This is a genomic window from Lysobacter enzymogenes, from assembly GCF_017355525.1.
GTDB classification, from domain to species: Bacteria; Pseudomonadota; Gammaproteobacteria; order Xanthomonadales; family Xanthomonadaceae; genus Lysobacter; species Lysobacter enzymogenes_C.
This window is the reverse complement of sequence record NZ_CP067395.1, coordinates 3,247,806-3,273,585: the sequence shown is the minus strand read 5'-3', so window position 1 is coordinate 3,273,585 and position 25,780 is coordinate 3,247,806. Positions and strand designations below refer to the sequence as shown.

The 25,780-nt window shown below is 71.4% G+C and carries 31 protein-coding genes; 4 read left to right on the top strand and 27 right to left on the bottom strand.

Features of this window, described 5'->3' with window-relative positions:
- Positions 1-5: 5 nt before the first annotated feature.
- The 20 genes from JHW38_RS13735 to JHW38_RS13640 are packed head-to-tail and all read right to left on the bottom strand — an operon-like array spanning position 6 to position 16,061.
- On the bottom strand, positions 6-419 hold the full coding sequence (locus tag JHW38_RS13735; protein WP_207521888.1) for a flagellar hook capping FlgD N-terminal domain-containing protein: 414 nt from the start codon (positions 417-419) through the stop codon (positions 6-8).
- Entirely contained in the window at positions 409-1,095 is a 687-nt protein-coding gene (locus tag JHW38_RS13730) for a hypothetical protein (RefSeq protein ID WP_207521887.1), read from the bottom strand. Before JHW38_RS13730 ends, JHW38_RS13735 begins: the two co-directional genes overlap by 11 nt.
- Complete coding sequence (locus JHW38_RS13725; RefSeq protein WP_207521886.1) at positions 1,092-1,541, bottom strand: hypothetical protein; 450 nt, start codon at positions 1,539-1,541, stop codon at positions 1,092-1,094. Before JHW38_RS13725 ends, JHW38_RS13730 begins: the two co-directional genes overlap by 4 nt.
- Positions 1,538-2,872 carry a FliI/YscN family ATPase gene (locus JHW38_RS13720; protein ID WP_207521885.1) on the bottom strand — a complete coding sequence of 445 codons (1,335 nt, stop codon included), beginning with the start codon at positions 2,870-2,872 and terminating at the stop codon, positions 1,538-1,540. The genes JHW38_RS13725 and JHW38_RS13720 overlap by 4 nt, the downstream gene beginning before the upstream one ends.
- 1 nt (position 2,873) lies before the next feature.
- Entirely contained in the window at positions 2,874-3,599 is a 726-nt protein-coding gene (locus JHW38_RS13715) for a hypothetical protein (RefSeq protein WP_207521884.1), read from the bottom strand.
- Entirely contained in the window at positions 3,596-4,129 is a 534-nt protein-coding gene (locus JHW38_RS13710; RefSeq protein ID WP_207521883.1) for a hypothetical protein, read from the bottom strand. The genes JHW38_RS13715 and JHW38_RS13710 overlap by 4 nt, the downstream gene beginning before the upstream one ends.
- Complete coding sequence (gene fliF / locus JHW38_RS13705; protein ID WP_207521882.1) at positions 4,116-5,552, bottom strand: flagellar basal-body MS-ring/collar protein FliF; 1,437 nt, start codon at positions 5,550-5,552, stop codon at positions 4,116-4,118. Before fliF ends, JHW38_RS13710 begins: the two co-directional genes overlap by 14 nt.
- 1 nt (position 5,553) lies before the next feature.
- Positions 5,554-5,868 carry a flagellar hook-basal body complex protein FliE gene (fliE, locus tag JHW38_RS13700; protein WP_207521881.1) on the bottom strand — a complete coding sequence of 105 codons (315 nt, stop codon included), beginning with the start codon at positions 5,866-5,868 and terminating at the stop codon, positions 5,554-5,556.
- On the bottom strand, positions 5,865-6,326 hold the full coding sequence (locus JHW38_RS13695; protein WP_207521880.1) for a flagellar basal body rod protein FlgC: 462 nt from the start codon (positions 6,324-6,326) through the stop codon (positions 5,865-5,867). The genes fliE and JHW38_RS13695 overlap by 4 nt, the downstream gene beginning before the upstream one ends.
- 5 nt (positions 6,327-6,331) lie before the next feature.
- The gene (locus JHW38_RS13690; RefSeq protein WP_207521879.1) at positions 6,332-6,697 is read right to left on the bottom strand and encodes a flagellar basal body rod protein FlgB; all 366 of its coding nucleotides are present in this window, start codon (positions 6,695-6,697) and stop codon (positions 6,332-6,334) included.
- Positions 6,698-6,732: 35 nt separating this feature from the next.
- Positions 6,733-7,887 carry a flagellar basal body P-ring protein FlgI gene (gene flgI / locus JHW38_RS13685; RefSeq protein ID WP_207521878.1) on the bottom strand — a complete coding sequence of 385 codons (1,155 nt, stop codon included), beginning with the start codon at positions 7,885-7,887 and terminating at the stop codon, positions 6,733-6,735.
- A gap of 5 nt (positions 7,888-7,892) precedes the next feature.
- Positions 7,893-8,492: a flagellar basal body L-ring protein FlgH gene (locus tag JHW38_RS13680; protein ID WP_207521877.1), complete on the bottom strand. Its 600-nt coding sequence runs from the start codon at positions 8,490-8,492 to the stop codon at positions 7,893-7,895.
- Positions 8,489-9,103: a hypothetical protein gene (locus JHW38_RS13675; protein ID WP_207521876.1), complete on the bottom strand. Its 615-nt coding sequence runs from the start codon at positions 9,101-9,103 to the stop codon at positions 8,489-8,491. Before JHW38_RS13675 ends, JHW38_RS13680 begins: the two co-directional genes overlap by 4 nt.
- Before the next feature lie 2 nt (positions 9,104-9,105).
- Positions 9,106-9,873 (bottom strand): flagellar hook-basal body protein, encoded by a 768-nt coding sequence (locus tag JHW38_RS13670; RefSeq protein WP_207521875.1) that lies wholly within the window; start codon positions 9,871-9,873, stop codon positions 9,106-9,108.
- A 3-nt stretch (positions 9,874-9,876) separates the two neighbouring features.
- Complete coding sequence (locus JHW38_RS13665) at positions 9,877-10,686, bottom strand: flagellar hook-basal body protein (protein WP_207521874.1); 810 nt, start codon at positions 10,684-10,686, stop codon at positions 9,877-9,879.
- A gap of 8 nt (positions 10,687-10,694) precedes the next feature.
- Positions 10,695-12,812, bottom strand: a complete 2,118-nt coding sequence (locus JHW38_RS13660; RefSeq protein WP_207521873.1) for a flagellar biosynthesis protein FlhA — start codon at positions 12,810-12,812, stop codon at positions 10,695-10,697.
- Positions 12,809-13,873 (bottom strand): EscU/YscU/HrcU family type III secretion system export apparatus switch protein, encoded by a 1,065-nt coding sequence (locus JHW38_RS13655; protein WP_207521872.1) that lies wholly within the window; start codon positions 13,871-13,873, stop codon positions 12,809-12,811. The genes JHW38_RS13660 and JHW38_RS13655 overlap by 4 nt, the downstream gene beginning before the upstream one ends.
- Positions 13,870-14,622 (bottom strand): flagellar biosynthetic protein FliR, encoded by a 753-nt coding sequence (locus tag JHW38_RS13650; RefSeq protein ID WP_207521871.1) that lies wholly within the window; start codon positions 14,620-14,622, stop codon positions 13,870-13,872. Before JHW38_RS13650 ends, JHW38_RS13655 begins: the two co-directional genes overlap by 4 nt.
- Before the next feature lie 4 nt (positions 14,623-14,626).
- Entirely contained in the window at positions 14,627-14,893 is a 267-nt protein-coding gene (locus JHW38_RS13645; RefSeq protein ID WP_207521870.1) for a flagellar biosynthetic protein FliQ, read from the bottom strand.
- A 28-nt stretch (positions 14,894-14,921) separates the two neighbouring features.
- On the bottom strand, positions 14,922-16,061 hold the full coding sequence (locus JHW38_RS13640; protein ID WP_207521869.1) for a tetratricopeptide repeat protein: 1,140 nt from the start codon (positions 16,059-16,061) through the stop codon (positions 14,922-14,924).
- A 239-nt stretch (positions 16,062-16,300) separates the two neighbouring features.
- Between JHW38_RS13640 and JHW38_RS13635 the strand changes: the two genes are divergently transcribed.
- From JHW38_RS13635 to JHW38_RS13625, 3 genes are all read left to right on the top strand, one after another.
- Positions 16,301-16,714, top strand: a complete 414-nt coding sequence (locus JHW38_RS13635; protein WP_207521868.1) for a hypothetical protein — start codon at positions 16,301-16,303, stop codon at positions 16,712-16,714.
- A 42-nt stretch (positions 16,715-16,756) separates the two neighbouring features.
- Positions 16,757-17,059, top strand: coding sequence for a hypothetical protein (locus JHW38_RS13630; protein ID WP_207521867.1), 303 nt, complete (start codon positions 16,757-16,759; stop codon positions 17,057-17,059).
- Between the two features lie 145 nt (positions 17,060-17,204).
- A complete protein-coding gene (locus JHW38_RS13625) occupies positions 17,205-17,756 on the top strand; it encodes a nuclear transport factor 2 family protein (protein ID WP_207521866.1) in 552 nt (183 codons plus the stop codon).
- An 84-nt stretch (positions 17,757-17,840) separates the two neighbouring features.
- Here JHW38_RS13625 and JHW38_RS13620 read toward each other — a convergent pair whose 3' ends face one another.
- From JHW38_RS13620 to JHW38_RS13590, 7 genes are read right to left on the bottom strand one after another with little or no spacing between them, the layout of a single operon-like run.
- A complete protein-coding gene (locus JHW38_RS13620; RefSeq protein WP_207521865.1) occupies positions 17,841-18,497 on the bottom strand; it encodes a 2-dehydro-3-deoxy-6-phosphogalactonate aldolase in 657 nt (218 codons plus the stop codon).
- Positions 18,494-19,423: a 2-dehydro-3-deoxygalactonokinase gene (locus JHW38_RS13615; protein WP_207521864.1), complete on the bottom strand. Its 930-nt coding sequence runs from the start codon at positions 19,421-19,423 to the stop codon at positions 18,494-18,496. Before JHW38_RS13615 ends, JHW38_RS13620 begins: the two co-directional genes overlap by 4 nt.
- Complete coding sequence (locus JHW38_RS13610; protein WP_207521863.1) at positions 19,416-20,894, bottom strand: N-acyl-D-amino-acid deacylase family protein; 1,479 nt, start codon at positions 20,892-20,894, stop codon at positions 19,416-19,418. The genes JHW38_RS13615 and JHW38_RS13610 overlap by 8 nt, the downstream gene beginning before the upstream one ends.
- Entirely contained in the window at positions 20,891-21,748 is an 858-nt protein-coding gene (locus tag JHW38_RS13605; RefSeq protein WP_207521862.1) for a MurR/RpiR family transcriptional regulator, read from the bottom strand. Before JHW38_RS13605 ends, JHW38_RS13610 begins: the two co-directional genes overlap by 4 nt.
- A gap of 58 nt (positions 21,749-21,806) precedes the next feature.
- The gene (locus JHW38_RS13600) at positions 21,807-23,102 is read right to left on the bottom strand and encodes an amino acid deaminase (protein ID WP_207521861.1); all 1,296 of its coding nucleotides are present in this window, start codon (positions 23,100-23,102) and stop codon (positions 21,807-21,809) included.
- On the bottom strand, positions 23,099-23,875 hold the full coding sequence (locus JHW38_RS13595) for an SDR family oxidoreductase (RefSeq protein WP_207521860.1): 777 nt from the start codon (positions 23,873-23,875) through the stop codon (positions 23,099-23,101). Before JHW38_RS13595 ends, JHW38_RS13600 begins: the two co-directional genes overlap by 4 nt.
- Before the next feature lie 24 nt (positions 23,876-23,899).
- Complete coding sequence (locus JHW38_RS13590) at positions 23,900-25,096, bottom strand: hypothetical protein (protein ID WP_207521859.1); 1,197 nt, start codon at positions 25,094-25,096, stop codon at positions 23,900-23,902.
- Positions 25,097-25,342: 246 nt separating this feature from the next.
- Here JHW38_RS13590 and JHW38_RS13585 point away from each other — a divergent pair, with 246 nt between their 5' ends.
- Positions 25,343-25,747, top strand: coding sequence for a RidA family protein (locus JHW38_RS13585; RefSeq protein WP_207521858.1), 405 nt, complete (start codon positions 25,343-25,345; stop codon positions 25,745-25,747).
- Positions 25,748-25,780: the final 33 nt, after the last annotated feature.

Sequence of the window (25,780 nt, the reverse complement as noted above, 5' to 3'; positions counted from 1 at the left end):
CTCCTTCAGCGCACTTGCACGATCTGGGACAGGGAGGCGTTGGCGAGGAACTCGCCGCCGACGGTGGTGATGGTCAGCTCCGGCGCGCCGTTCTTGAACGAGACGTTCTTGACCACGCCGGAGATCAGGCCTTCGCCCTGCTGCACGTCGACGCTGCGGCCGAGCAGGCCCAGGGTCTGGGTGGCCGACTGCACGCCCAGCAGCTGATCCATCTTGTCGGTGAGCTGACGGCTTTGTTCCAGCGAGGTGAACTGGGCCAGCTGCGAGACGAACTCGAAGTTGTCGACCGGCTTGAGCGGATCCTGGTAGGTCAGCTGGGTCAGGATGATCTGCAGCAGCGACTGCATGTCCAGGCCCAGCGACTCGATGCGTTGCGACGTGCCGGCGTTGCCGCCGCCGCTGATGGGACTAATCGCCATGTCGTGTTTCCCCTTGGAAAAGGCTTGCGTCGGTTCCGTTGATGGTCAGGCGCATCAGGCTCGCGCCGTGTTCGTGCAGCACCCGCGCCAGGGCGCGCTTGAGCAGGTCCGCGTCCAGCGGCCGGTCTTCGCGCAGTCGCAGGGCGACGCCGAAGCCGGACGGCGCGGCCAGCAGGCTCAGGCGCTCGCCGGCGGGTTCTTCGCGTTGCGGCGTGGCGAGGGCGAAGGCGCGTGTCGGCGCGGCGGCGCTGTCGGTCGCGTTCGCGGCGTTGGTTCGCATCGGCGTCGGCGTCGGCGCGACGAACGCGGCGAACGTGGGGTTCGTGCCGGCCTTCGTCGTCGCGAATACGGGCGCCGTCGGCAGCGCGGCGGCTTCGACGATGTCGCGCAGGTCGTAGCGCGGCGCGGGTTCGGCGCCGCCTGCGGGCAGTTCGGGATCGCGCAGGTGAGCCAGCGGCCGCACCACTGCCGGTGCGGGCTGCGCGACCAGCGGCCGCGCCGCGCCGGCGCGCGGCTGCGACGCCGCGCCGGGCGCGCCGCCTGCTGCGGCGCCGGACCACATGTCGTGCTCCAGCTGCTGCACCAGCTGCTGGAACTGTCCGCGCTCTTGCCCGCGCGGCGCGGCGCCCGCGGCGGGCGCGGGCAGCGGCGGCGCAGGCGGTGCGGCGATCTTCATGGCGCGGCTCCGATGGCGTTGTGGCGTTCGAGTACGGCGTCGGCGGTCTTTTCCTCGCGCTTGCGCGCCACTGCGGCGCGTTCGCGCGCGGCGTCCTCGTCGGCGCGCTCGGACTGGGTGCGCACGCGCAGCAGTTCGTGCGCGAACGCATCCGCCGCGTCCTGCGCGCGCTGGTGTTCGGCCTCGCACTGTTCGCAGCGGCCTTGCGCGTCGCCGGCCAGCGAGCGCCAGCCGGCGATCGCGGCCAGGTCCAGGGCTTCGCTGCGCGCCAGCGCGGCGCGCCATTGCGCGTCGATGCGGCCGCGCTCGGCCGCGGCCAGTTCGCAGGCGTAGTGCGCGCTTTGCAGATCGCGGCGCAGGCCGGCGGCGCGCAGCTGCGCCCGGTCCAGGCGCAGGCGCTGCAACTGGGCGATGTCTTCGAGCTGGCGCAGGCGCTCGCGGCTCATCGCGCGACCCCTTCGCCGGCGGCGAGCAGCGCGCGCAGGCGTTCGACGCTGGCCGCGGCGGTGTCGGCGCGGCCGCTGTCCTGGCGCAGGAAATCGATCAGCGCCGGGCGCGTGCGCAGCGTGCGGTCGAGTTCGGGATTGCTGCCGTCGGCGTACAGGCCGGATTCGACCAGGGTGCGCGAGCTGTCGTACAGCGACAGCTGCGCGACTGCGGTCTTGGCCGCGGCGCGGTGTTCGGGCTGGGTGACCTGGGCGAACACCCGGCTGATGCTGCGCGGCACGTCGATGGCCGGGTAATGCCCTTGTTCGGCCAGCGCGCGGGTCAGCACGATGTGGCCGTCGAGCAGCGCGCGCAGGGTTTCGGTCATCGGATCGTCGATGTCGTCGGTTTCGGCCAGCACCGTCATCAGCGCGGTGATCGCGCCGCCCTGGCGCAGCGCGCCGCAGCGTTCGATCGCCTTGGGCAGGGCGGCGAACACACTCGGGGTGTAGGCGCGCACGGTCGGCGGCTCGCCGGCGGCCAAACCTATTTCGCGCAAGGCCAGGGCGTAGCGGGTGATCGAATCCAACAGCAGCAGCACGTGCTTGCCCTGGGCGCGGAAATACTCGGCCAGCGACAGCGCCGCCAGCACGCTGCGCGCGCGCAGGATCGCCGGCTGGTCGGAGGTCGCCACCACCATCACCGAGCGCTGGCGCGCGCGTTCGTCGAGCGCGTGGCGCCAGAAGTCGTCGGCCTCGCGGCCGCGTTCGCCGACCAGGCACAGCACGCACACGTCGGCCTCCACGTTGCCGGCCAGATCGGCCAGCAGCGTGGTCTTGCCGACGCCGCTGCCGGCGAAGATGCCGACGCGCTGGCCGACGCCGAGGGTCAGCAGCGCATCGATCGCACGCAGCCCGCTGTGCAGCGGTTGCCGCGGCGACAGCCGATCCAGCGCGGCGGTCGCGGCGCCGCTCAGCGGCCAGTCGCGTTCGCAGTCGCCGATCGCGGGGCCGCCGTCGAGCGGCGCGCCCATCGGGTCGACGACGCGGCCGAGGTATTGCGGGCCGACCGGGAACGTCGCGCCCACGCGCAGCGCTTCGACCGTGTCGCCGACATGCGCGGCCGACACCGGGCCGTACGGCGCCAGGGTGATGCGGCCGGTCTCGACCTTGGCCACTTCCGCCAGCAGCTCGGCGCCGCCGTGGCCGCCGGCGCGCACGCGGCACAGCGAGCCCAGCGGCGCGCCGGGGCCGTCGGCCTCGATGAAGGTCGGCATGATCCGGGTCACGGTGCCGAGCCGGGTCGCGGTGTCGACCCGGCCGATCGCATCGAGCAGCGCGCGCACGGCCATGTCAGTCTCGCTCCCGCAGCTGCGCGAACGCGGCGTTCAGACGCTGGCGCTGCGATTTCAGGCCCAGGTCGAGGCGGCCGAGCTTGAGCCGGACGATGCAGGTGCCGACGGCGCGGCCGGGATCGGTGTCGATCCGGCACGGCGGCAGCGCGCCGTGGCGCGACAGGGCGGCGCGCAGCGACGGTTGGTCGGGGAACTCGCGGTCGGGGAAATCCAGCGCCGACACTTCCACCGCGAGCACGCTGTCCTGGCTCAGCGCCGACAGATGATGGGCGAGGCTGCGCGCGATCAGGTCGGCGTGCGCGGACGCATCGCCGACGATGCGCGCCAGCGCGGCCTGCGCCAGTTGCAGCGACCAGTCGCGGGCGACGTCGGCCAGTTGGGTTTCGAAGCGTTCCTGCGCGCCGCTGACCGCTTCGGTCAGCGCGCGCACGCGGTCGTCGTAGCGGTCTTGCGCAGCCGCTTGGCCGGCTTGCGCGCCCTCGCTGCGGCCGCGTTCGAAGGCCTGCTTTTCCAGGGTTTCGGCCGACTTGGCCTGGGCGGCCAGCTGCGCCTGCGCGGCGGCCAGCTTGCGTTCGAGTTCGGCGATGCGCAGCGCTTGCGCGTCCGCCGCGGGCGCGGCCGGCGTCGGCGCGAGCGCGGGTGTGGCTTCGCGCAAGGTCGAGCGGCGTTCGTCGCTGACCATGACCGTGTCGGCCTTGATGACGCCCGCTTTCGGCCCGCTCATGCGCGCGCGCTCCGCCGCCACAGCCGCGACAGGCCGCGCGGCGCTTCGATTGCGGCCGGCGCTTCGACCGTCGGGGCGGCCTCGCGCGCGGCGGCCAGCGCCGCGGCCTGCAAGGCGCGGCGCGCGGCCGGGCGCAGGCGCAGGGGCGCGGCCGCGGCGCGCAGGGTTTCGCGTCGCGCCGGATCCGGCAGCGCTTGCAGCGCCGCGTCGCGCGCGCTGGCATCGAAGCTGGCGAGTACGCTGGCGGCGACCGCTTCGGGCAGGCGTGCGAGGTAGCCGCCGAGTCCCGGCGGCAGCGCCGCGGCGACCGGCGTCTCGCGCGCGGCCGGCGCCGCCGGCAACGCGCTCAGCGCCGAACCGGGCAGCGAGCCGCTGGCTTGCGCCAGCAACGGCCGCAACTGCGCCTGTTCGCGCGGATCCAGCTGCGACCAGATCGCTTCGATGTCCTCGATCGCGTACTGGCTGAGCTGGCCCACCGCGCGGCGCAGGTCGCGTTCGGACTTGGGACGTGCTGCGTCAGGGGCGGACATGCGCCTCTCCTTGTGCGTCGAGCAAGCGCTTGAGCCGCGCGGCGAATTCCTCGCGCTCGGCGGCGCTGAGCCGGCGCGGCGCCGGATCGCGCCGGCGCAGCACGCGCCAGGCGACGACGCCGAGCAACAGCAGCAGCGCGGCCACGCCGATCAGCGCCGCGTCCTTGGCGGCGAACGCCGGCGCAGGCCGTTCCTGCGCGCGCGCCGACGCCAGCGCGGGCAGCGCACGCACCGGCGTCGCCGCGGCCGCGACCGGCAGCGCCGGATCGCGCACCACGATCGACACCACGTCGCCGCGCTTGCTGTCGATGCCGGCCGAAGCCGTCACCACCGCCTGCAACTTGTCCACGAGCTCGGCCGGCGGCTCTTGTTCCAGCACGATCGCCACGCTGAGCCGGCGCACCGTGCCCGGCGCGCTGACGATCTGCTCGAGCACGCGGTTGGTGCGCACCGGCGCGACCGGCGCCGCGGCGGACGCCGGCAGCGGCGGCAACGGATCGGCCGCGCCCGGCGCGGCGGTGGCGCCGGCCACCGCAGGCAACGGCGGCAGCGCGCGCGATGCGGCCTCGGCCGGCGGCGCCACGCCGGTTTCGCGGGTGGTCTGGACCTGATCGAAATTGATGTCGGCGTTGACGCTGACGGTGGCGCCGGTCTCGCGCAGCACCCGCGCCAGCTGCTCGGCGATCTTCTTCTCGTAGCTGCGCTCGATCGCCTGCTTGAGCGCGAACTTGGGATCGGACACCTCGCCGATCTCGTCCGCGGTCGCGGCCGCGCCGCGCTGGTCGAGCACGATCACGTCGGCCGGCGTCATCCCCGGCACCGACGCGGCGACGAGCTTCTGGATGCCGCGGATGCTGTCCTCGCCGAGCGGCGCCTCGCCCTTCGGGAAGATCGTCACCGACGCTTTCGGCTTGGCCTGGTCGCGGCGGAAGATCGACGACTCCGGCAGGGTCAGGTGGACCCGCGCCATGTCGACTTCTTCCAGCGACATCAGCGTGCGCGCGACCTCGCCCTGCAGCGCGCGCTGGTAGTTCACCTTCTGCGCGAACTCGGTCAGGCCCAGGTCGGAGTCCTTGAACAGTTCCAGGCCGACCACGTCCTGCAGGCGCAGGTCGGCGCTGCCGAGCTTGATCCGCGCGGCCTTGGACTCGCCTTCCGGCACCAGGATGGCGTTCGCGGCTTCGTCGTAGCGGTAAGGGATCTTCTCCTTCTCCAGCTCCTTCACCACCGCCGCCGCGTCCAGCGGCTTGAGCCCGCGGAACAGCACGATGTAGTTCGGGCGCAGCATCAGGTAGCCGCCCAGGAGCAGGGCGAAGATCAGCAGCGACAAGGCGACGGCGACCAGGATCTGGCGCTGGCGCGGGTCGCCGGGAAGGCGCGCGAGCAAGCCGTCGGGCGCGGGAGATTGGGTGGCGGTGTCCATGTCAGAGCTGCATGCGCATCAGTTCTTGGTAACCCTCGACCAGGCGATTGCGCACCTGCAGGGCGAAATGCAGGGACATGCGCGCCTCCTCCAGCGCGAGCATGACCTGGTGCGGCGGCGCCTGGCCGTCGACGGCGAACGCCTGCACCGCCTGTTCGGCGGCCTGCACCGAGGCGTCGGCGTGCATGACGTTGGCCAGCAGCATCGAGCCGAAACTCTGGCCCGCGGCTTGCGGCGCGGCGGCTTGCGGCGCCGCTGCGGCGGCGGTGGCGGAAATCTGCGCCGCGCTCAGCGCGGCGATGGCGTCGATGCTCACGGGCTGTTGCCTCCGATATCCATCGCGCGCATGAACATGCTGCGCGCGGAGTTGTACATGACGACGTTGGCCTCGTAGATGCGCTGGGTCTGCACCATCAGCGCCATCTCGCCGGCGTGGTCGACGCCGGGGTAGGCGACGTTGCCGTCCTGGTCGGCCAGCGGATTGGCCGGTTCGTGCACGATCCGCGGCGGCGCCGCGGTGGCCTGCACGCCGTAGCTGCGGGTGCCGGCCAGCGCTTCGGGCGCGTGCACGGTGTAGCCGCGCGCGGCGTCGCCGAGCGCCTGCTCGAAGCCGGACACGGCGTTGGGGCCGGACACCAGCCGCATCGGCTGGTAGCCCTCGCCGCCGGGCAGGCGCGCGGCGCCGGCGTTGGCCAGGTTCTGCGCGATCACTTCCATGCGCAGGCGTTCGACGTCCATGCCGGAGCGGGCGATGGCGAATAGCGTGTCGCTCATGGCCGTCAGCTCCCGCGGATCGCCAGCTGCTGGATCTGCAGGCTGCGGTTGAGCATGCCGATCAGCATCGCGTAGCGCACCGAGGTCTCCGAGGCGATGGCGATTTCCTGGTCGATCTTGACGCTGCGCTCGGCCGGGTCGGCCGACGCGGCGACCTGCGGCTGCAACGCGGCGAACTGTTCGGCGCGCTGTTGCGGCGCGAGCCCGGCCGTGGCCTGGGCGAGCTCCTGCAACTGGCCTTCGAAGCTCACCCGCACCGGCACGAAACCGGGCGAGGAGGCGTTGGCGACGTTGTGCGAAGTGGCGACCTCGCGCAGGTGCAGGCCGTCCAGGGCCTTGCTTACGATCGCTTCGAGTACCGGCGATGTCATGGTTCTTCCCCTGTGGATTCGGTGCGGCGTGGCGGTTACTGGACGATCAGGTCGGCGTGCAGCGCGCCGGCGGCCTTGATCGCCTGAAGGATGGAAATCACGTCGCGGGTGCTGACCCGCGCCTTGGCCAGGCTGGCGACCAGCTCGGACACGGTGGTCTGCTTGTAGGTCTGGGCCACGTGCTGGCCGGCTTCGTCGACGTCCAGGCGGCTGTTGCCGACGATCAGGCTGCGCACCGAGTCGTCGGCGATGCCGATGAAGTTCGGCTGCGAGGCGGTGTACTCGGTGTCGATCGACACGCGCAGGTCGCCGTGCGAGATCGTCACCGGCGAGATGCGGGTGTCGCCGCCGGCGGCGAGGGTGCCGGTGCGCTCGTTGATGATGACCCGCGACGCCACGTCGGGCACCACCGCCAACGCTTCGATCGAGGCCACGTAAGCGTTGAGCCGGCCCGGATCCTGCGGCGCGCGGATGCTGACGGTTTCCGGATCCAGCGACACCGCCGCGCCGGCGCCGAAAGCCTGGTTGATGCGCGCGGCGACGCGTTCGGAGGTGACCGCGTCGCTGTTCTTGAGCACGTAGTCGAGCTTGCCGTCGCGCGCGGCGATCTGCGCGCGCACCGGCACTTCGACGGTCGCGCCCTCGGACACCACGCCGACGGTCGGGTGGTTCTTCTGGCGCAGGTTGCCGTTGCCGTCGAAGCGGTAGCCGCCGACCGTGATCGGGCCTTGCGCCAGCGCGTAGACGCGTTTGTCCGGCCCGCGCAGCGCGCTCATGATGAGGGTGCCGCCGGCGATGCTGCGCGCATCGCCGGTCGAGGTGACGTTGACGTCGATCTTGTCGCCGATGTTGGAGGTGGCCGGCAGCGTCGCGGTGATCATCACCATCGCCACGTTGCGGCTCTGGATCTGCTCCAGCGGCACGGTCAGGTCGAACTGCGACAGCAGGTTCTGCATCGCCTGGCGGGTGGCCTGGTTGCGCGGCGCGTCGCCCGAGCCGGCCAGGCCGGTGACGATGCCGTAGCCGACCAGCATGTTGTCGCGGCGGCCGAGGAAGCGGCCGAGGTCTTTCAGCCGCACCGCGCCGGCGGCGCTGTCTTCGGCGGCGAACGCGGCGGGCGCGGCCGCGGCGAGCGCGGCGGCGAGGGCGAGCGCGGCGAGCGCGCGGCGGGAGAGGGAAGTCTGGGTCATGAGGTTCACCACAGCCCCAGCCAGCCGAGGATGCGCGGGATCAAGCCGGGCTTGGTGCGGTCGCTGACGTAGCCGTCGCCGGTGTAGTCGATGCGCGCGTCGGCGATGCGGCTCGACAGCACGGTGTTGTTCTGGCCGATGTCGTTGGGCCGGACCTTGCCGGTCAGGCGGATCTGGGTTTTCTCGCCGTTGATGTTGATGCGCTGCTCGCCGGAGATGGCCAGATCGCCGTTCGGAAAGGTGCCGGTGACGGTCGCGCTGATCTGCGCGAGCAGGTTGCCGCTGCGCTGGATCTGGCCGCGGCCGCCGTAGCGGTCGCCGAGGCCGACAGTGAAGTCGGAACTGGTGTCGCCGAGCGTCTTGATGTTGCCGCCGATGCTGACGTCGGTCTTGGTGGTGGTGTCGGCGGTGTTGCGCGCGCTGGAGTTTTCGTAGACCAGGATGGTGACCAGATCGCCGACGCGCTGGGCGCGGCGGTCGGAGGTCAGCGGCTGGAACGTCTCCTCGCGGTACAGGTCGGCCGCGGTGGCGGGCGCGACGGCGGGCGCGGCGATCAGCAGGGCGAGCAGCGCGCCGGACAGCGGCGCGCGGTTGCGGCGGTTCATGGCGTTTCCCCGGAGCGGGACGAAGACGGAGGTGAAGAAGGTTGAAGCGATGCGGGCGTCTGCGAAGCGGGCGCGGCGCCCGCCGATGGCGCGGTTACGAATGCGCCGTCGGCGAGGACGACGCGCACCGGCGCGCCGGGCTTGCTGTCGCGCGCGGCGACGCCGTCGCGGGATATTGCGATGGCGCCGTCGCGGTAGATGAGCGCGACCTTGTCGCCCTGGCGCAGATCGGCGAGCAGGCTCGGCGCGATCGCGGCGAGCGCGTCGCCCGCGGCGAGGTCGGCCGGCGCGCGCACCAACCCCGCGTCGCGGTCGTAGTGCGCGCGCTGCACGGGTTCCTTGTCGCCGCAGGACTCGCGGCGCAGATCGGCGGCGAGCAAGGCCTGGGCGCGCGCGACCGGGCGCAGCACGCGCATGCAGGCGCGCGCGCCGGCGTCGGCCCGCGCGTCGGCGGCCTCGGTCGCTGCGGGCGCATCGGCGTCGGCCTCCGCGGCGCGATCCAGGCGCACGCCCGCCGCCGCCGGCGCGCACGCGACGGCGAGCAGCAGCGCCGCGCACGCGCGCGGCGACAGCAAGCGGAAGGCGAACGGCGGGCGCACGACGACGGCCATGCTCAGCGCTTGAGCCCGTTGGCGATGCCCATCAGCTCGTCGCCGATCTGCACCAGCCGCGCGCTGGAGGCATAGGCGCGCTGATAGATCATCAGGCTGACCATCTCGTCGGCGAGCTTGATGTTGGAGGCTTCGCTGAAGCCCTGCGCGAGCAGCCCGGCCTTGTCCTCGCCCGGCATCGAGCGGGTCGCCGACAACGCATCGTCCGGCAGCGCGTACAGCCCGTCGCCGAGCGATTCCATGCGCTGCAGGTCGGCCGGCACGGTCAGCTCGATCTGGCCGATCTCCACCGGCGTGCGTTCGTTGCGCAGGTTCGCGGTCACCAGCCCGTTCTTGCCGATGTGGATCGCCTCGGCATCGGCCGGCACCGAGATCATCGCCGCCAGCGGCATGCCGTTGGCCGCGGTCAGATAGCCGTCGGCGCCGACCCGCAAGGTGCCGCCGCGCCACAGCGTGGTGCGGCCGTCGCCGCCGGCCAGTTCCAGGAAGCCTTCGCCCTGCACGGCCAGGTCCATGTCGTTGCCGGTCGGGCGCAGGTCGCCCTGGGCGAACACGTGCAGGGTCGGGTTGGCCATGACGCCGGCGGCCGAACGCGCGACGTTGTCGCCGGCGGCCGCGTCGGTCGGGCTGGCGCTGAGCAGTTCCGAGAACGACACCGTGCCGCGCTTGTACGCGGCGGTGTTGATGTTGGCGACGTTGTTGGCGACCGTCTCCACCGCCTTGCCCTGCGCGTCCAGCCCGGTCGCGCCGATATAGAAAATTCCGTTCATCGCTTACATGCCTCCGAGGCGTTGCAGTGCGCTGCCGACCATGTCGTCGTAGGCATGGACGAGCTTTTGTGCGGATTCGATGCGGCGCATCGCTTCCATGATCTGGACCATGTCGTCGCCGACCGAGACGTTGGCCGCTTCCAGGTAGCCTTGCTGCACCGCGCTGGCCAGCGCCGGGCCCTGCGCGCCGGGCAAGCGCTCGCTCATGCGCGCGTCGTCGGGCGCGAGGAAGGCGTTGCCGCCGGCGCGGGTCAGGCGGTCGAGCTGTTCGAACTCGACCAGCCGCACCGCCGACGCGGGATTGCCGGCATCGAGCACGGTGCCGTCGCGTTCCAGCTTCCAGTTCTCGCCGGACACGGTGACGTCGCCGCCGCCGGCCGCCTGCAGGCGCCAGCCTTGCGCGGTGACCAGGCGGCCTTCGCCGTCGCGGTGCAGCGCGGCGGTGCGCGCGTAGACGTAGCCGCGCGCGGTCGCCAGTTGCAGGAAGCCGGGCCCAGTGACGCTGAGGTCGTAAGGATTGCCGGTGTGCTGCAACTTGCCGGCGGCGAAGTCGGTCGCGCGGCGCATCGCCCGGCTCGCGGCCGGCGCCTGCGTCGCGCCTTCGCGCAGGCCGGCATCCGGGGCGACGCCGGTGGCGGCGTCGAGCGTCTGCTGCTGCAACTGCTGCGCGGCTTCGGCGCCGAGCACGCTCTGGAACGCGAGTTCGCGCTTGAAGCCCGGCGTGGCGACGTTGGCGATGTTATTGGCTGAGACTTCCACGCGCTGCGATTCGCGCGCGATCATCTGGGTGGCCGTCAGCATCAGATTGTCCATGGCGATCCTCAGGCGGCGACGGGTTTGAAGGAAGCGGCGGCGGGCGCGGGCGTTTCGCCCGGCGCGGGCGGCAGGTCGGCGCCGACGGTGCCGAACGAGCTCAGGCTGATCGAATGCGGGATTTCGCTCATCGACAGCACCGCCAGGCGCGGTGCGACGCGACGGGTGAACTGGCGCAGCGCGCGGCGGATTTCCGGCCGGCACAGCAAGGCGGGCGTGAGGTTCTTGCGCATCATCGCTTCGTTGAGCTTGAGCAGCCGCGCCAGGAAGCTTTCGGCCAGACGCGGATCGAGCACGAAGCCGTGGCTGCTGTCGCCGGCCTGAGCCAGGCTTTGCAGCATGCGGTTCTCGACCGCCGGGTCCAGGGTCAGCACCGACAGCGATTCGCGCTCGCCCTGCAGCGCGCGGCAGATGCCGTGGCCGAGGCGGCGGCGGATCGCTTCGACCAGTCGCGCCGGGTCTTTTTCGTGGCGGCCGGTGTCGGCCAGCACTTCGACGATCAGGTCGATGTTGCGGATCGACACGTTTTCTTCCAGCAGGCCTTGCAGCACGTGCTGCACGTCGCTGACCGCGAGCACGTTCGGCACCAGTTCCTCGACCAGCCCCGGCTGGCGCGTGCGCACGCCTTCCAGCAGCGCCATGGTCTCGGCGCGGGTCAGCAAGGACGCGATGTTGGCCTTGACCACTTCGATCGCGTGGGTGGTCAGCACCGTCACCGGGTCGATCGGGGTGTAGCCGAGCTGGCGCGCCTGCGCGGCGAGTTCGTTGTCGATCCACACCGCCGGCAAGCCGAACGCCGGATCCTTGGTGGCGATGCCGGCGAGCTTGCCGGCCTTGTCCGAGGCGTGGATCGCCAGGGTCTTGTCGGCGTGCACGCTGGCGTCGGCGAAGCGGTCGCCGAACAGGTAGATGCGGTAGTCGTTGGCGCCCGGCATGGCTTCTTCGCGGAACGCCACCGCCGGCACGGTCACGCCCATGTCCTTGGAATAGTGCTTGCGGAACGAGGCGATGCGGTCGGTCAGCACGCTGCGCATCGGCATCCAGGCCGCGGCCAGGGCCGGGCCGAACGCGATCTCGATCGGCGCCACCGCGCCGTTGGCGGCGGCTTCGGCCGGCGCGTCCTCGGTTTCGGCGGCCGGCTCGCTCTTGGCCGCGCGCTGGATCTTGCGCAACAGCAGCCAGATCGCCAGCGCCACCGCGGCCAGGATCGGCAGCGGCCACTTCGGCATGCCCGGCAGCAGCAACAGCCCCATCAGCGCCAGCACCACCATCAGCTGGATCTTGGGGAAGCGCACCATCTGCCGCACCACTTCGGCGCTGAGCTCGTTGTCGGACGAGGAACGGGTGACGATGATGCCGGTGGCGACCGAGATGACCAGCGCCGGCACCTGGGTGACGATGCCGTCGCCGATGGTCAACAGGGTGAAGGTGCGCAGCGCGTCGTGCCACTGCATGCCCATCTGCGCCACGCCGACCGCCCAGCCGCCGAAGATGTTGATCAGCAGGATCACGATGCCGGCGATCGCGTCGCCCTTTACGAACTTGCTGGCGCCGTCCATCGAGCCGTAGAAGCCGGCCTCCTTTTCCAGTTCCTTGCGCCGCCGCTTGGCCTCGTCCTGGTCGATCAGGCCCATGTTGAGGTCGGCGTCGATGCTCATCTGCTGGCCGGGCATGGCGTCGAGCACGAAGCGCGCGGCCACTTCCGACACGCGCTGGGCGCCGGCGGTGACCACCACGTACTGGACCACGATCAGGATGAAGAACACGATCAAACCGATGACGTAGTTGCCGCGCACCACGAAGTCGCCGATCGAATGGATCACGTTGCCGGCGTCGGCGCCGGACATGATCAGGCGGGTCGCGGCGATGTTCAGCGCGAGCCGGAACAGCGTGGCGATCAGCAGCAGCGACGGGAACGTGGAGAAGTCGACCGGCCGGGCGACGTAGAACGTCATCAGCAGGATCGACAGGGCGAAGGCGAAGTTGACCAGGATCAGCAGGTCCAGCAGCGCCGGCGGGATCGGGATGAACAGGATCAGCAGGATGCCGAGCACCGCGCCGACCAGGGCCAGATCGGCGTGGCGGCCGAGCTTGCCGAGCCAGGTTTTCGAAGCGAGCGCGCTCATGCGCGGGCCTCCGCGCCGCGGCGCAGGCGCAGGTACAGCTGGGCCACGTCGCGGTACAGCGCGTCGGGCACCTCGCGTTCCAGCGGGGTCTTGTGGAACAGCTGCCGCGCCAGCGCGCGCGATTCGATCACCGGCACGCCGTAGACGAAGGCCAGTTTGCGCAGGCGCAGGGCGAACTCGCCGGAACCTTTGGCGACGACGGTGGGAGCAAGCATCTTGGCGGGCTCGTACTTCAGCGCGATGGCGTAATGGGTGGGATTGGTGATCAGCACGTCGGCGCCGCGCACCGAGCGCATGCTCTGCGCGCGTTGCAGCAGCTCGCGCTGCAACTGCTTGCGCCGCTGCTTGATCCGCGGGTCGCCTTCGCGCTGCTTGTATTCCTGCTTGACCTCGTGCTTGCTCATGCGCATGCGCCGGGCGAACATGCGCCGCACCAGGATCTGGTCGATCGCGGCGAACACCGCCGCCGCGAGCAGGAACCACAGCAGCAGCTTCAGGCCCAGCGCGGACAGCGCGACCGCGATGCGGCCGGCGTCGCCGCCGGCGTGGGCGAGCGCGCGCGCGGCCTGCCAGATCAGCAGCCCGCACAGGCCGCTGTAGACCAGCATCTTGAAGCAGGCCTTGACCGCTTCGATCAGGGTCTGCAGCGAGAACACCCGCTTCAGGCCCTGCATCGGATTGAGCTTGGACATGTCCGGCTTGACCGCGGCCGGCGCGAACAGCAGGCCGGTCTGGGCCACGCTCGACAGCAGCGCGCCGAGCGCGACGATGCCGATCAACGGCGCCAGCGCCGCCGCGGTTTCCAGCATCAGCCGCTGCATCCAGTGCAGCAACGCGCGGCCGCCGCCGTCGAGCGCGGCGGCCTCGGCCAGCGCGCGCGCGTTGAGCTCGCCGAGGCGGGCGAACAGGACGTCGCCGCGCACGTACAGATAACCGCCGGCGCAAGCCAGCGAGATCACCAGGCCGAGCTCCTGGCTCTTGGCGACCATGCCCTTCTTGCGCGCCTGTTCGAGCTTGTACGGCGTGGCTTGCTCGGATTTGTTGAGGTCGCTCTCGCTCACGGCGCGCTCCCCGGGCCTAGCGCGGCCATGAAGTCCAGCGCGTGGCGGATCAGCCGCAGCGCCACCGGCGCGAGCAGGCCGGAGGACACGGTCAGCATCAGCAGGGTGGCGATGGTCTTGACCTGCAGGCCGAGCATCAGCGCGTTCATCTGCGGCAGCGCGCGCGACAGCAGGGCGATGGTGACGTCGATCAGGAACAGCACCACGGTGACCGCGGCGATCGCGCCGAACGCGGTGCTCATCAGCAGGCTCAGGTAACCGATCAGCGCCTGCGGCGAGCCGGCCATCACCGGCAGCCCGATCGGCATGGCGTGGGCGCTGGCGGCCAGCACCCGGACCAGTTCCAGATGGCCGTTGCTGGCGAAGAAGATCGCCGCCGCGGCGAGGGCGAAGAGGGTGCCGAACAGCGGCGACTGCGCGCGCGTGGACGGGTCGATGACCAGCGCCAGACCGTAGCCGGCCTGCACGTCGAGCACGCGCCCGGCGAACGACAGCGCGGCGAACGCCATTTGCAGGGACACCGCGAAGGTCAGGCCGATCAACAGCTCCGACAGCGCCGACAGCACGAACGCGCCTTCGTTCGCCGGCAACGCCATCGGCAGCACCGGCGCCAGCAACGCCGCCAGCGCCAGCACCAGGCACACGCGCACGCGCTGCGGCACGCGCACCAGCGAGAACGGAGGCGAGAGTACGAAGACCGGCCCGATGCGCAGGGTCAGCAGGGCGATCGCGGCGACGTAGGCGTTCATCGGGTCAGCCGAGGTTGGCGATGCTCTTGAACAGTTCGGTGGCGAATCCGGTCAGCCGCCCGAGCATCCAGCCGCCGAGCACGACCACGATCAGCACCGCCACGCCCAGCTTGGGCACGTAGCTCAGGCTCATCTCCTGCAACTGCGTCACCACCTGCAAGACGCTGATCAGCACGCCGACCAGCAGCGTGGCGATCAGGATCGGCGCGGCGATCAGAAAACTGTTCCAGAACAGCTGTTCCATCAGCTGCAAGGCTTGGTCGGCCGACATGGGTCCCCCTGTGGAAGCAGTCGGTCGCTCAGTCGATCGCGCCGTGCGAGGCACGGCGTGCGATCAACTGGGCGATGCTCGGGCCGTCCTGGCCGAGCGGGTGCTGCAACAGCTCTTGGTACAGCGCGGCGCCTTCCTGCTCGCGCCCGGAACGCGCCAGCAGCAGGCTGCGGGCGTAGGTCGCGGACAGGCAGTTCGGATCCAGGCGCAGCGCCACTTCAGCGCGGTGGCCGGCCGACTCGTCGTGGCCTTGCATCGCATCGACCACGGCCAGCGCGCCGGTGGCTTCGGCGAAGCCGCGGTCGGTCTGCAGGCTGCGTTCGAAACGCTCGCGCGCCTGCTCGGGCTGGCCGGCCATCAGATAGGCCCAGCCGGCCGACAGCCAAGAACCGGCGTGGCTGCGCAGCAGCGTGGCCGCGCGGTCCAGGCGCGGCGCGGCCGCGGCGAAATCGTGATCGGCCAGACAGGCCAGGCCTTCGCCGAGCTGGGCGCGGCCGCTGCCGGGATCGGCTTCCAGCGCCAGCGCGAACCGCTGGCGCGCGGTCGCCACGTCGTCCTCGTGCAGCGCCAGCAGGCCTTGCACAGTGAGGCCGCCGACCGAGTCGGGCGCTAGCGCGGCGTAATGCTGGGCGCGTTCGAAGTCGTCGGCGTCGAACAGCGCGGTCGCGAGCAGGCCGCTGACCTGCGCGCCGACCTGCGGATGCGCGGCGTAGCGTTCGCCGAGCGCGACCACTTCATCGAGTTGGCCGAGGTGATGCAGGCACAGCATCTTCAACGAAACCGCTTCGGGCGCCTGTTCCAGCACCGCCTCGTCGAGCCCGTCGAGCGCCTGCGCGTAGCGCTGCTGCATCGCCACCGAGTAGGCGTGGTTGTAGCGCAGGTGGGCGTCGTCGAATTCGGCCAGCAGGCCGGCGAACAGCGACTCGGCCTGATCGAAGCGGCTGGCCGACATCGCCGACAGGCCGGCGAGGTTGCGCAGCGTCGGCGGCAGCGGCGCGTGCTGCGCGTAGCGCGCGATCAGCGCGTCGCAATCGTCGAAATGGCGCGCCTCGAACGCGGCCGACGCGGCGTCGGCGAGCAGGCCGGTGTTGTCGGGATCGGCTTGCAGGTACTGCTGCAGGCGCTGATGCCGCGCCGTGAGGGCGGCGAAGTCGAAAGCGGCGTTCATGATGCGGTTACATCCCTGTACTGATTCACAAATGTGAAGGAAAAGTGAAGCGCAATGGTTTGACGATATCCTAACTTTTCGTCACGAGGAAATGAGACTTTAGACTTGGTTCAGATGCGGACTGGGTCAAGCATCGTTCGTCGGCTGACCGGCGGTTTCTGTTCAGCCTTTTCATGTGGACAACGCGCCGTTTTTGTGACCCGCATCGGTTGTGTCGTTCATCTTCAGCGGCCTGAACGATGCTGCGCCAACGCCATCTGGCGCTGATGCGCCTCGGCGCAGGCCGGGCCGCAAAACAGGCGCGCCGATGCGGCCGGCTCGAACGGCTCCAGGCATTCGCGATTGAGGCAATGCCCGCGCGCGGCCGGGCGCTGCGAGGTTTCGGCCCGGCGCTGTTGCGCCTGCAGCGACTGCGCCAGATTGATGGCTTCGTAGTGTTGGGCCTGATCGATGAGATCGGTCATGCGGACGTTCCCGATGTGCCGCATGCGAATGCGTGCGGTCTGGACCGGCGCGACGCGCGCCGGTCGGAGCGGGCACAGGATTCCATCGCCGCGTCGCAGAGGACGAAACTGATCGCCAGCACAACGCGCCGGTTGTTCGACCGCGTATTCCTCGACGCCGTCGCAGGCGCTGCACCGGGGCTCGGCTAGATTGGCTCATCGCTGCACGCCATCAGCCGATGGGAGTCCGCCATGAGCACCCACACCGTTTCCGCCGCGCAGGCCGACCGCGCGATCCAGGCCCTGCACAACGCGACCTGGTTCGCGTTGTGCGAAGGCGACCGCTACACCGCGATGGGCCGCAAGGCGGTCGCCAATTCGTTCTACAACCTGTTGCCGATGCTGGCGGAAATCCGCCAGGCCATCGTCGAGGCGCCGGCGGCGCAGGAGCGGGCCGCTCAGGAGCAGGGCGCAGCCGAAGCGCGGGCGCGGCCGCAACTGGCGCTGGTCGACGCCGAACCGCCGGCGCACGACGAAGACGACGCGCAGGATTGACCCGGCCCGGTCCGCGCGACCTCGCCGGCCGCGCCGCGGCGCGGCCATGACGGATGGCCCAATGACCTCTGGCCCCGGCCGCGCCGCGCTGTCCGCGCTAGGCTGCGGCGCACGCGGATGGCGCGGATGCGACAGGACGGTTTCGATGAAGGGACACGCAGGCAAGGCGCTCAGGATCGCGGCATGCTCGGCGCTGGCGATCGCGGCGATGTCGTCGACGGCCGCAGCCGCAGGACCCGGCGCGGACAAGGCCGAGGCCGAGGCAGGCAGCGAAGCCGCGCTGCAGGGCCAGGCGCTGACCGATCGCGTCGCCGGGCTCGACGCGCAATTGTTCGATTCCTTCAACCGCTGCGCCGACCCGGCCCAACTGGCCCGCCACGCCGCGCTGTTCGACCCGAACGTCGAGTTCTATCACGACCGCGGCGGCGTCACCTGGACCCGCGACACGATGCTGGAGAACACGCGCCGCAACGTCTGCGGAAAGATCCGGCGCGAGTTGGTGCCTGGCACCTTGCGCGTCTATCCGTTGCCGGACTTCGGCGCGATGGAGATCGGCGAACACCGTTTCTGCGCGCCCGACGGCGGCGTTTGCGAGGGGCGTGGCGAGTTCGTCATGTTGTGGCGCCACGAAGGCGGCCAATGGCGGGTGACGCGCGTGATCAGCTATGCGCATCGCGCCGAAGGGAAGGGCGAGTAACACGGAGCGAAGGCGACGAGCGGCGTTTCGCGCCGTTGCGGGTTCCTCCATCGCCGGCTTGTTCGATCCCGCCTCGGGCTCAGGTCACGGCGAATTCCAGGCGAGGTTGAAGCGGTGGGCGATGCGCGCGACTTCGTCGGCGCTGCGCCCGGGCCGGTACAGCGCGCTGCCGATGCCGAAGCCGTCGGCGCCGGCCGCGCGCCACGGCGTCAGCCGTTCGGCGCGGATGCCGCCAACCGGCAGCACCGCGGTGCTGCCCGGCAACACCGCGCGCAACGCGGCCAATGCGGCGGGACTGAACATGTCGGCCGGAAACAGCTTGAGCGCATCGGCGCCGGCGTCGAGCGCGCTCAGGCATTCGCTGGCGGTGGCCGCGCCGGGCAGGGCCAGCAGGCCGCTCGCCTTGGCGTGCGCGATCAGCGCCGGGTCGGTGTGCGGGCAGACCATCAGGCGCGCGCCGAGCCGCGCCAGCGCGTCGACCTCGTGCAAACGCCGCACGGTGCCCGCGCCGAGCAGGATCGCATCGCCGAAACGCCGTTGCAGCCGTTCGATGCTGACGAAGGCGTCGGGCGAATTCAGCGGCACTTCGACGATGCGCCAGCCGGCCGACCACAGCGCTTCGCCGACCGGCACCGCTTCGTCGGGCGTGATGCCGCGCAGGATCGCGACGAACGGCGCCCGGGCCAGCCAGGGCGCGAGGGCGGACGGCGTCGCGACGCGGCTCGTCGTCGTCTCGGTCATACGTATTCGGCCGCTTGGGCGATGCGCCACAGCCCGTGGCAGAACGCGGTGTCGCCTTCGATGATGTAGTGCGGCAGGCCGTAGCGGCGCAGCGCCAGCGCATAGGTCGCGGCCACGCGCGCTCCGCCGATGACCGCGATCTCGCCATCGCAGACCTCGGCCGCGTCGGCTTTATCGATGCGGTTGGCGCCGAGGCATTCGTAGCCGATCAGCAGGCCCGACAGGAACGCCGGCAGTTCCTCGGCCGGCGCCGCGTCGCGGACGTTGCGGGCGCGCACGCCGAACAACTGGTGCAGCCAGTCCGGGCGTTCGCGCGCGGTGTCCAGGCCGAGCACGAAGCCGCGCTCGGACCACGCGTTCGCGGGCAGGCCGCGTCCAAGCAAGCTGCGTTCGAGCAGCAAGCTGTAGATCTCCCCGGTCGGATACGTGGAAAACCCGACCACGACGCCCGCGTCCAAGCGCAACCACTTGCTGTGCGTCCCCGGCGCAACGACCCGAGCCGTTCCCGGCGGCACGCCGAGCGCCTGCGTCTCCTCGCCGCGCATGACGTCGACGAAACCGTCGCTGGGCCCGCTGACGCCGGGCACGATGGCGGCGCGGCGGCCGCGGAACTGCAGCGGTTGCAGCATCGCGGCGAGCGTCGCCGCATCGGTCGGCAGCGGCGCGTACGGCGCTTCCTGCCAGCCCGCGCGCGCGCCGGCCATGCCGGCCAGCAGGATCGGCGCGCGGCCGTCGTCGAGTTCGCTGCCGAGCAGTTCGCCCAGGGCGTCGGCGAATTCCGCCGGCGCCGCGAGCGAGGCCATGCCGCGCGCGCTGGCGCGGGTGGCGAGCACGCCGCCGCGCGCGTCGAAGGCGTGCACGCGCAGATGGGTCGAGCCCCAATCCACGCCGATCAGGGCGATGCCCGATCCGTTCGGGTCAGACATGTTCGAAGTCCTGGTAACGCTCGTGTTGACGGCGCAAGGCCCGGCCGCGGCGTTCGCCGGTGGCGACGCCGTCGCGCAGCGCGCAAACCCCGGCGACCCACACGGCATGCAGGCCCGCGGCCGGCCGGCGCGGTTCGGCGAAGCTCGCGCGGTCGGCGATCGCGGCCGGATCGAACAGCACCAGATCCGCGGCCAACCCGGGCGCGATGCGGCCGCGGCGGCGCAGGCCGAAGGTGTCGGCGGTCAGCGAAGTCATGCGCCGGATCGCCTCGGGCAGATCGAACAGGCCTTGCTCGCGGCAGTAATGGCCGAGCACGCGCGGGAACGCGCCCCACAGGCGCGGATGCGGGTGCGCGTCGTGCGGCAGGCCGTCGGAGCCGATCATGGTCGCGTCGAAACTCAGCACCCGGCGCACGTCGTCTTCGCGCATCTGGAAATAGACCGCGCCGGCCGGCAGCAGGCGTTGCGCGGCTTGCTTTTGATCGAGGTTCCACTCGGCCGCGATCTCGGCCAGATCGCGCCCGGCCTGTTCGGGATGCGGCTGCGACCAGCTCACCAGGATGCGGATGACGCCGTCGACGTAGTCCGGATCCAGCACGGTGGAACCGGCCGTGTAGGGATACGCGTCGAGCGCGACCGGATGCCGGCGCCGGCGTTCGTCGATGCGCGCCAGCGTCTGCACGGTGCGGCCCCAGTTGGCCGGGCCGGCGCATTTGTGATGCGACAGGATCACCGGCGCGCGCGCGGCCTCGCCGGCATCGATGGCTTCGTCGAGCGCGGCCAGCACGCCGTCGTACTCGTCGCGGATGTGCGAGGCGTAGACGCCGCCGTGCGCGGCGCTTTCGCTGGCCAGCGCGATCACCTCGCTGTTCGGCGCGGCGCGGCTGGGGCGATAGAACAAGCCGCTGGACAACCCCAGCGCGCCGGCGCGCATCGCTTCGCCGACGCGGGCGCGCATGCGCGCGATCTCGGTGGCGTCGGCCGCGCGGTCGAGGTCGGCGACTTCGGCCACGCGCAAGGTCGAATGGCCGACCAGCGCCGCGACGTTCACTGCCGGCGCCGCGGCGTCGACCGCGTCGAGGTAGTCGGCGAAGGCGTCGAAGCGGAAATCCCCGCGCCGCCCGATCAGCGACAGCGGCGCCGGCGGCTCGCGCCCGGCGCGCCACGGCGCCAGGCTGATGCCGCAATTGCCGGCGATCACCGTGGTCACGCCCTGGCTGAGCTTGGCGAACATCGCCGGGTCGTCGAGCGCGGCGCGGTCGTCGTGGGCGTGCGCGTCGATGAAGCCCGGCGCCAGCGCGAGGCCGCGCGCGTCTTCCTCGATGCGCCCGCGCAGCGAGCGCGGCGCGCCGATCGCGGCGATGCGGCCGTCGCGCGCGGCCACGTCGGCGCGGTAGCCGGGGCCGCCGTCGCCGTCGTAGACCAGCGCATCGGCGATCACCGCGTCGAACGAAGCGACGGCTGCGCTCACGAGCGCCCCGGCGCCTGCGCGCGCTCGACCTCGGCCTTGGCCCGGCGCGCCTTCTCCAGCACGGCGGGTTGCTGGCGCAGCGCGACCGCTATCGCGAGCATGTCGATCACCGCCAACTGCATCAGCCGCGACACGCCCGGCGAATACGCCGTCGCCGCGCTCGACGGCGGCAGCAGCAGCGGCACGTGCGCGTCCCAGCCCAGCGGCGTGCCGGTCTGGGTCAATGCGATGACCTTGGCGCCGTGCTCGCGGGCGATGCGCACGCTGTCGTTGACTTCGGGGCTGCGCCCGGACAACGAGATCGCCAGCAGCACGTCCTGTTCGCCGAGCATGCCCGCGGCCAGGCGTTGCAGGTGGCCGTCGCTGTGCGCGCTGGCGGCGATGTCCAGGCGCAGCAGGCGCAGGAACGCGTCCTGCGCGGCCACGCCCGAGCCCGAGCCGACGCCGATGCAGCAGACCCGGCGCGCGCCGGCGATCAGCGCCGCGGCGGCGTCGAGCGCGGCCGGGTCGGTGCGTTCGCGCACGTCCTGCAGCGCCGCGGCGATGCTGTCGCAGACCTTGTGCACCAAGGTGCCGGTGTCGTCGTCCTTGTCGATGGTGACGGCCTGATACGGCACGCCCGCGGCGAGGCTGTGCGCGAGCTGCACCTTGAACTGGCGCAGGCTCTCGCAACCCACCGCGCGGCAGAACCGGGTCACGCTGGGCTCGGACACACCGGCGCGCGCGGCCAGTTCGCTGATGCTGGCGTGGATGGCGAAGTCCAGGTCGGCCAGCACGCCTTCGGCGACCTTGCGTTCGGCCGGGCGAAGTTCCGCCAGCGCGCCGCGGATCGCTGAGATCAAGTTGTCGGACACGGGCGGCGCGCTCCTGGCTGAAAGGGATTGCGGAGGAACCTCGGACGGGCCGGTGCGCTCAGAAGAACGTGTTGATCGCGCCGGTCACGCCGTAACTGTCGTCGCTGAGCAGCATCAGCGGCCATTTGTCGAAGGTGGTGCACGGATGCGAGATGCCGACGGCGACGAGGTCGCCGACTTGCAGCGGATGCTCCGGCGGCAGTTCCAGATACGCGTGCTGGTCGTTCATCTTGCCGATGCGCGCCTCGCGCAGCGGCCGCGGCGCGGCTTCGCCGGGACGGTGCCATTGCAGCGGGCGCGGCAGTTCGACGTCGTAGGACGCGTCGCGCTTGCCGAGGGTCAGCAGCGCCAGCCCCGGTTCCGGGCGCGACTGCACCATCGCCCACAGTTCCAGCGCCGGTTGCAGGCCGTGGCGGAATTCGGCGCCGTGGCGGGTGCGCATCTCTTGCTGCAACCCATGGTAGAGGCCGTGGTCGGAGGTCAGATAGCAGCCCGAACGCAGCACTCGCTTCAACGGCCGCGACAAGCCGTCGAGCGCGGCGAACGCGTCGGCGACGAAGTCGAAGTAAGCCGAGCCGCCGGCGCTGATGAGGATCTCGTCGCCGTCGAACAGTCCCGCGCGGTCGCACTCGCGGGTCAGCTCGACCATCTGCGCCAGCAGCGCGTGCACGCGGGCCAGATCGGCGGCGCGGTCGGCGCCGGTCCACAGGCCTTCGTAACCTTCGATGCCGGCCAGCCGCAGCTGCGGCGCGGCGGCGACTTCGCGCGCCAGCCGCAGCCCGGCGTCGAGGCCGCGCGCGCCGGTGCGGCCGCCGTCCAGGCCCAGTTCGACCAGCACCGGCAGCCGCCGCTGCGGCGCCGTCCGCGCCATGACCTCGTTCAAGCGCGCCGCGCCGGCGCTGGAATCGACCAGCACCCAGGCGTCGAATCCGGCGTCGTCGCGCAGCAGCGCCGCGAGACTTTCGATATCGGCGTAAGCGACCGGCTGGTTCGCCAGCAACACCCGCCTGACCCCGAAGCGGTGGGCCACGCGCAACTGCGGAATCGTCGCCAGGGTGATCGCCCAGGCGCCGGCGTCGAGCTGGGCCTGGAACAGTTGCGGGCTCATCGTGGTCTTGCCGTGCGGCGCCAGCAGCGCGCCGGCGTGCTCGGCGAATCCGCGCATCCAGGCCAGATTGTGTTCGAGCGTGGACCGGCGCAACACCGCGACCGGATACGACAGGCGGCCGTCGAGCACGTTGTAGCCTTGCGCGGCGATCTGGTCCTGACGCAGCGGCGCCTGCAGCGGCAGGCCTTTGACGCCGGGCAGCAGCGTCTGCGATTGCAAGGCAAGCAGTGACGGGTTCGCGCTCACAACGCCTCCAGGGTAAGTTCGGACGCCATCACCCGGTTGCCGGCCATCAAGCCGCCGTCGACCGGCACCACCGCGCCGCTGATCATCCGCGCCTGCGCCGACGCCAGGAACCAGGCGGCCTCGGCCACGTCCTCCGGCGCGGCGAAATCGCCGAGCGGATACCACTTCTTCAGATCTTCGAACACCTGCGGGTTCTGCGCCGCGCGCGCCTGCCAGGCCTGGGTCTTGACCGTGCCGGGACAGACCACGTTCGCGCGCACGCCGAGCCGCCCGTACTCGACCGCGATGGACCGGGCGTAGCTGATCAGCGCCGCCTTGGCCGCGCTGTAGGCCGGATGGCCGAGCGCGGCGAGGCCGTTGACCGAGCCGATGAAGACGATGTTGCCGGCGCAGGCGGCGAGCCCGTCGAGCGCGGCCTGGAACGTGCAATAGCCGGCGTGCAGGTTCTGTTCGATATCGCGCCGCCACGCGTCCGGTGCGGTGCCGGCCAGACTCACGCCTTCGGCGCTGCCGGCGTTGGCGACGGTCGCGCCGATCGGGCCGTGCGCGGCGATCGCGGGCGCCAGCGCCGCGCGCAAGGCGTCGAGGTCGGTGAGCTCGGACGCGGCGGCGACTACGCGGCCGGGCGCATGCTGCGCGGCCAGTTCGGCCAGCGCCGCCGCATCGCGGTCGTGGGCGAGCACGCGGTCGCCGCCGTCGACGAAGCGCGCGACCAGGCTGCGGCCGATGCCGCCGGCGGCGCCGGTAATCAAGGTCAGGCGGGAAGCGCTCATGCGGGCGGGTTCCTCGGGCGGGGCTCAGACGGCTTCGGCGCGCAACTGCGCGCCTAGCGCCCGTAGCCGATCGGGACGCAGCAGGCCGTAGTTGTAGAACGCAATATCGCCGATGCCGGCGGTCTTGAGCGCGTCCATCGCGGCGCCGAGCTCGGCGCCGTCGCCCAGATCCGGCGGGCCGGGGCGCAGGACCGCGCGCACGCGCGCCGGATCGCCGACGCGCTGCACGGTGTCGAACGCGTCGGCGGCCACGCGCGCGGCGTCGGCTTCGTAGAACGGCACTTCCACGCCGTCGCAGGCGCGCGCCAGCGCGGCCAGCTGGCTGCCTTCGATCCAGGCGTTGGCGGTGGGACGCTGCACGCTCGGCATCACCCAGACTTCGCGGTCGCGCGGCACCCGCGCGCGGATCGCCGCGACCAAGTCGGCGACGCGCTGCTGGCGCAGTTTCAGATACGCCGACAACTGCGGCAGCTCGAGCAGATCGGCGAGCAGCCACGCCGCGGCCTGATCCGGCGCCGCGTCCACCGGCGCGGCCAGATAGCCGTCGACGCGCGCGCGCACCCGCGCGGCGAGCGCGTCGGCGTCGAGATCGGCGTCGCCGGCCATGCGCCGGCAATGGCTGCAAAAGCACAGCCCCAGCAGGGTGTCGAGCCAGAGATTGCCGCGCACCTGGGCGAACTCGTCGCGATGGCCGTGCGCGTACGGCAGCCAGTTCGGCGTTTCCAGCACCAGCCCGCGCAGCGGCAGGCGGGCGATGTCGGCGCACAGCGCCAGCGCGTACTCGGCCACCGCCGGCGACGACGGACACAGGTTGTAAGCGTAGGCGTCGCCCCAGGCGTTGCGGGCCACGTGCAGCGGATGCAGCGCGCCGAGCCGGCGGTTGTGCAGCAGCACGGTCCACGCGCGCAGCTGCAAGGCGCCGTCGGCGGCGAGGTCTTCGGCGACGTGGCGCAGCGCGGGGTCGCTGTGCGCCTGCGGCGCGATCTCGCCATAGCCGCGCGCATCGGGCTCGAAATACACCACGCCGTCTTCGGGAAACACCACCCGGCTGCCGCGGTGTTGCGGGCTGACGAACCTGCCGGCGCGGCAGCTCAGCGCCAGGGTCGCGCCGGACAGGCCCAGCTGCGCCGCCTGCGCGGCGAACTCGCGCGCACCGCGCGAGGCCACGTCCCAGGGATAGGCGTACAGCGAGCGCAGCGCGGAGGGGCGTCCGGCGGACATCTTTCGATTCCTTGTAATTTTCAAACAGAAACTTTCGATTTGCGGCGGGCTTCGGGATATAGCCTAATAAAACCGGCAATTTCAGGCATTGTGCGCTGCAAAATGCGTTCTGAATATTTGTAATATATTTTCACGATCGAATCGCGCCGGGCATCGCAAGGACCGCCGGCGACGGTCTTGCGGAGCGCGCGCATCGCGTCCGCGCACTCGCCCGGGCCGCGCCCGGACCACCCAGAGAAACCGCGCATGAGCGACAACGACGGGATCATTCGCTATGGCCTGCAACCCGGCGGCGCCGGCGGCCAGCCGTTGCCGTTCTCGCCGGCGGTGCGCGCCGGCGACTTCGTCTACGTGTCCGGCCAGGTGGCGATGGACGAACGCGGCGAGATCGTCGCCGGCGGCATCGAAGCGCAGACCCGGCGCACGCTGGAGAACCTGCGGCGCGCGCTGGCCCTGGCCGATTGCACGCTCGCGCACGTGGTCAAAGTCACCGTTTGGCTCGACGACACCCGCGATTTCTGGAGCTTCAACCGCGTCTACCGCGAATACTTCGACGCCGCCCCGCCGGCGCGTTCGTGCGTGCGCGCGCAGATGATGGTCGATTGCAAAGTCGAGATCGAAGCCATCGCCTACCGCCCGTTGCCGGGCTGACCCTTCCACGCATCCGTACCGCACTCACCGAGG

Coding starts and splice junctions, on each gene's coding strand:
- JHW38_RS13735 (WP_207521888.1), bottom strand. CDS start 419: ATGGCGATTAGTCCCATCAGCGGCGGCGGCAACGCCGGCACGTCGCAA.
- JHW38_RS13730 (WP_207521887.1), bottom strand. CDS start 1,095: ATGAAGATCGCCGCACCGCCTGCGCCGCCGCTGCCCGCGCCCGCCGCG.
- JHW38_RS13725 (WP_207521886.1), bottom strand. CDS start 1,541: ATGAGCCGCGAGCGCCTGCGCCAGCTCGAAGACATCGCCCAGTTGCAG.
- JHW38_RS13720 (WP_207521885.1), bottom strand. CDS start 2,872: ATGGCCGTGCGCGCGCTGCTCGATGCGATCGGCCGGGTCGACACCGCG.
- JHW38_RS13715 (WP_207521884.1), bottom strand. CDS start 3,599: ATGAGCGGGCCGAAAGCGGGCGTCATCAAGGCCGACACGGTCATGGTC.
- JHW38_RS13710 (WP_207521883.1), bottom strand. CDS start 4,129: ATGTCCGCCCCTGACGCAGCACGTCCCAAGTCCGAACGCGACCTGCGC.
- fliF (WP_207521882.1), bottom strand. CDS start 5,552: ATGGACACCGCCACCCAATCTCCCGCGCCCGACGGCTTGCTCGCGCGC.
- JHW38_RS13695 (WP_207521880.1), bottom strand. CDS start 6,326: ATGAGCGACACGCTATTCGCCATCGCCCGCTCCGGCATGGACGTCGAA.
- JHW38_RS13690 (WP_207521879.1), bottom strand. CDS start 6,697: ATGACATCGCCGGTACTCGAAGCGATCGTAAGCAAGGCCCTGGACGGC.
- flgI (WP_207521878.1), bottom strand. CDS start 7,887: ATGACCCAGACTTCCCTCTCCCGCCGCGCGCTCGCCGCGCTCGCCCTC.
- JHW38_RS13680 (WP_207521877.1), bottom strand. CDS start 8,492: ATGAACCGCCGCAACCGCGCGCCGCTGTCCGGCGCGCTGCTCGCCCTG.
- JHW38_RS13675 (WP_207521876.1), bottom strand. CDS start 9,103: ATGGCCGTCGTCGTGCGCCCGCCGTTCGCCTTCCGCTTGCTGTCGCCG.
- JHW38_RS13670 (WP_207521875.1), bottom strand. CDS start 9,873: ATGAACGGAATTTTCTATATCGGCGCGACCGGGCTGGACGCGCAGGGC.
- JHW38_RS13665 (WP_207521874.1), bottom strand. CDS start 10,686: ATGGACAATCTGATGCTGACGGCCACCCAGATGATCGCGCGCGAATCG.
- JHW38_RS13660 (WP_207521873.1), bottom strand. CDS start 12,812: ATGAGCGCGCTCGCTTCGAAAACCTGGCTCGGCAAGCTCGGCCGCCAC.
- JHW38_RS13650 (WP_207521871.1), bottom strand. CDS start 14,622: ATGAACGCCTACGTCGCCGCGATCGCCCTGCTGACCCTGCGCATCGGG.
- JHW38_RS13645 (WP_207521870.1), bottom strand. CDS start 14,893: ATGTCGGCCGACCAAGCCTTGCAGCTGATGGAACAGCTGTTCTGGAAC.
- JHW38_RS13640 (WP_207521869.1), bottom strand. CDS start 16,061: ATGAACGCCGCTTTCGACTTCGCCGCCCTCACGGCGCGGCATCAGCGC.
- JHW38_RS13635 (WP_207521868.1), top strand. CDS start 16,301: ATGCTGCGCCAACGCCATCTGGCGCTGATGCGCCTCGGCGCAGGCCGG.
- JHW38_RS13630 (WP_207521867.1), top strand. CDS start 16,757: ATGAGCACCCACACCGTTTCCGCCGCGCAGGCCGACCGCGCGATCCAG.
- JHW38_RS13625 (WP_207521866.1), top strand. CDS start 17,205: ATGAAGGGACACGCAGGCAAGGCGCTCAGGATCGCGGCATGCTCGGCG.
- JHW38_RS13620 (WP_207521865.1), bottom strand. CDS start 18,497: ATGACCGAGACGACGACGAGCCGCGTCGCGACGCCGTCCGCCCTCGCG.
- JHW38_RS13615 (WP_207521864.1), bottom strand. CDS start 19,423: ATGTCTGACCCGAACGGATCGGGCATCGCCCTGATCGGCGTGGATTGG.
- JHW38_RS13595 (WP_207521860.1), bottom strand. CDS start 23,875: ATGAGCGCTTCCCGCCTGACCTTGATTACCGGCGCCGCCGGCGGCATC.
- JHW38_RS13590 (WP_207521859.1), bottom strand. CDS start 25,096: ATGTCCGCCGGACGCCCCTCCGCGCTGCGCTCGCTGTACGCCTATCCC.
- JHW38_RS13585 (WP_207521858.1), top strand. CDS start 25,343: ATGAGCGACAACGACGGGATCATTCGCTATGGCCTGCAACCCGGCGGC.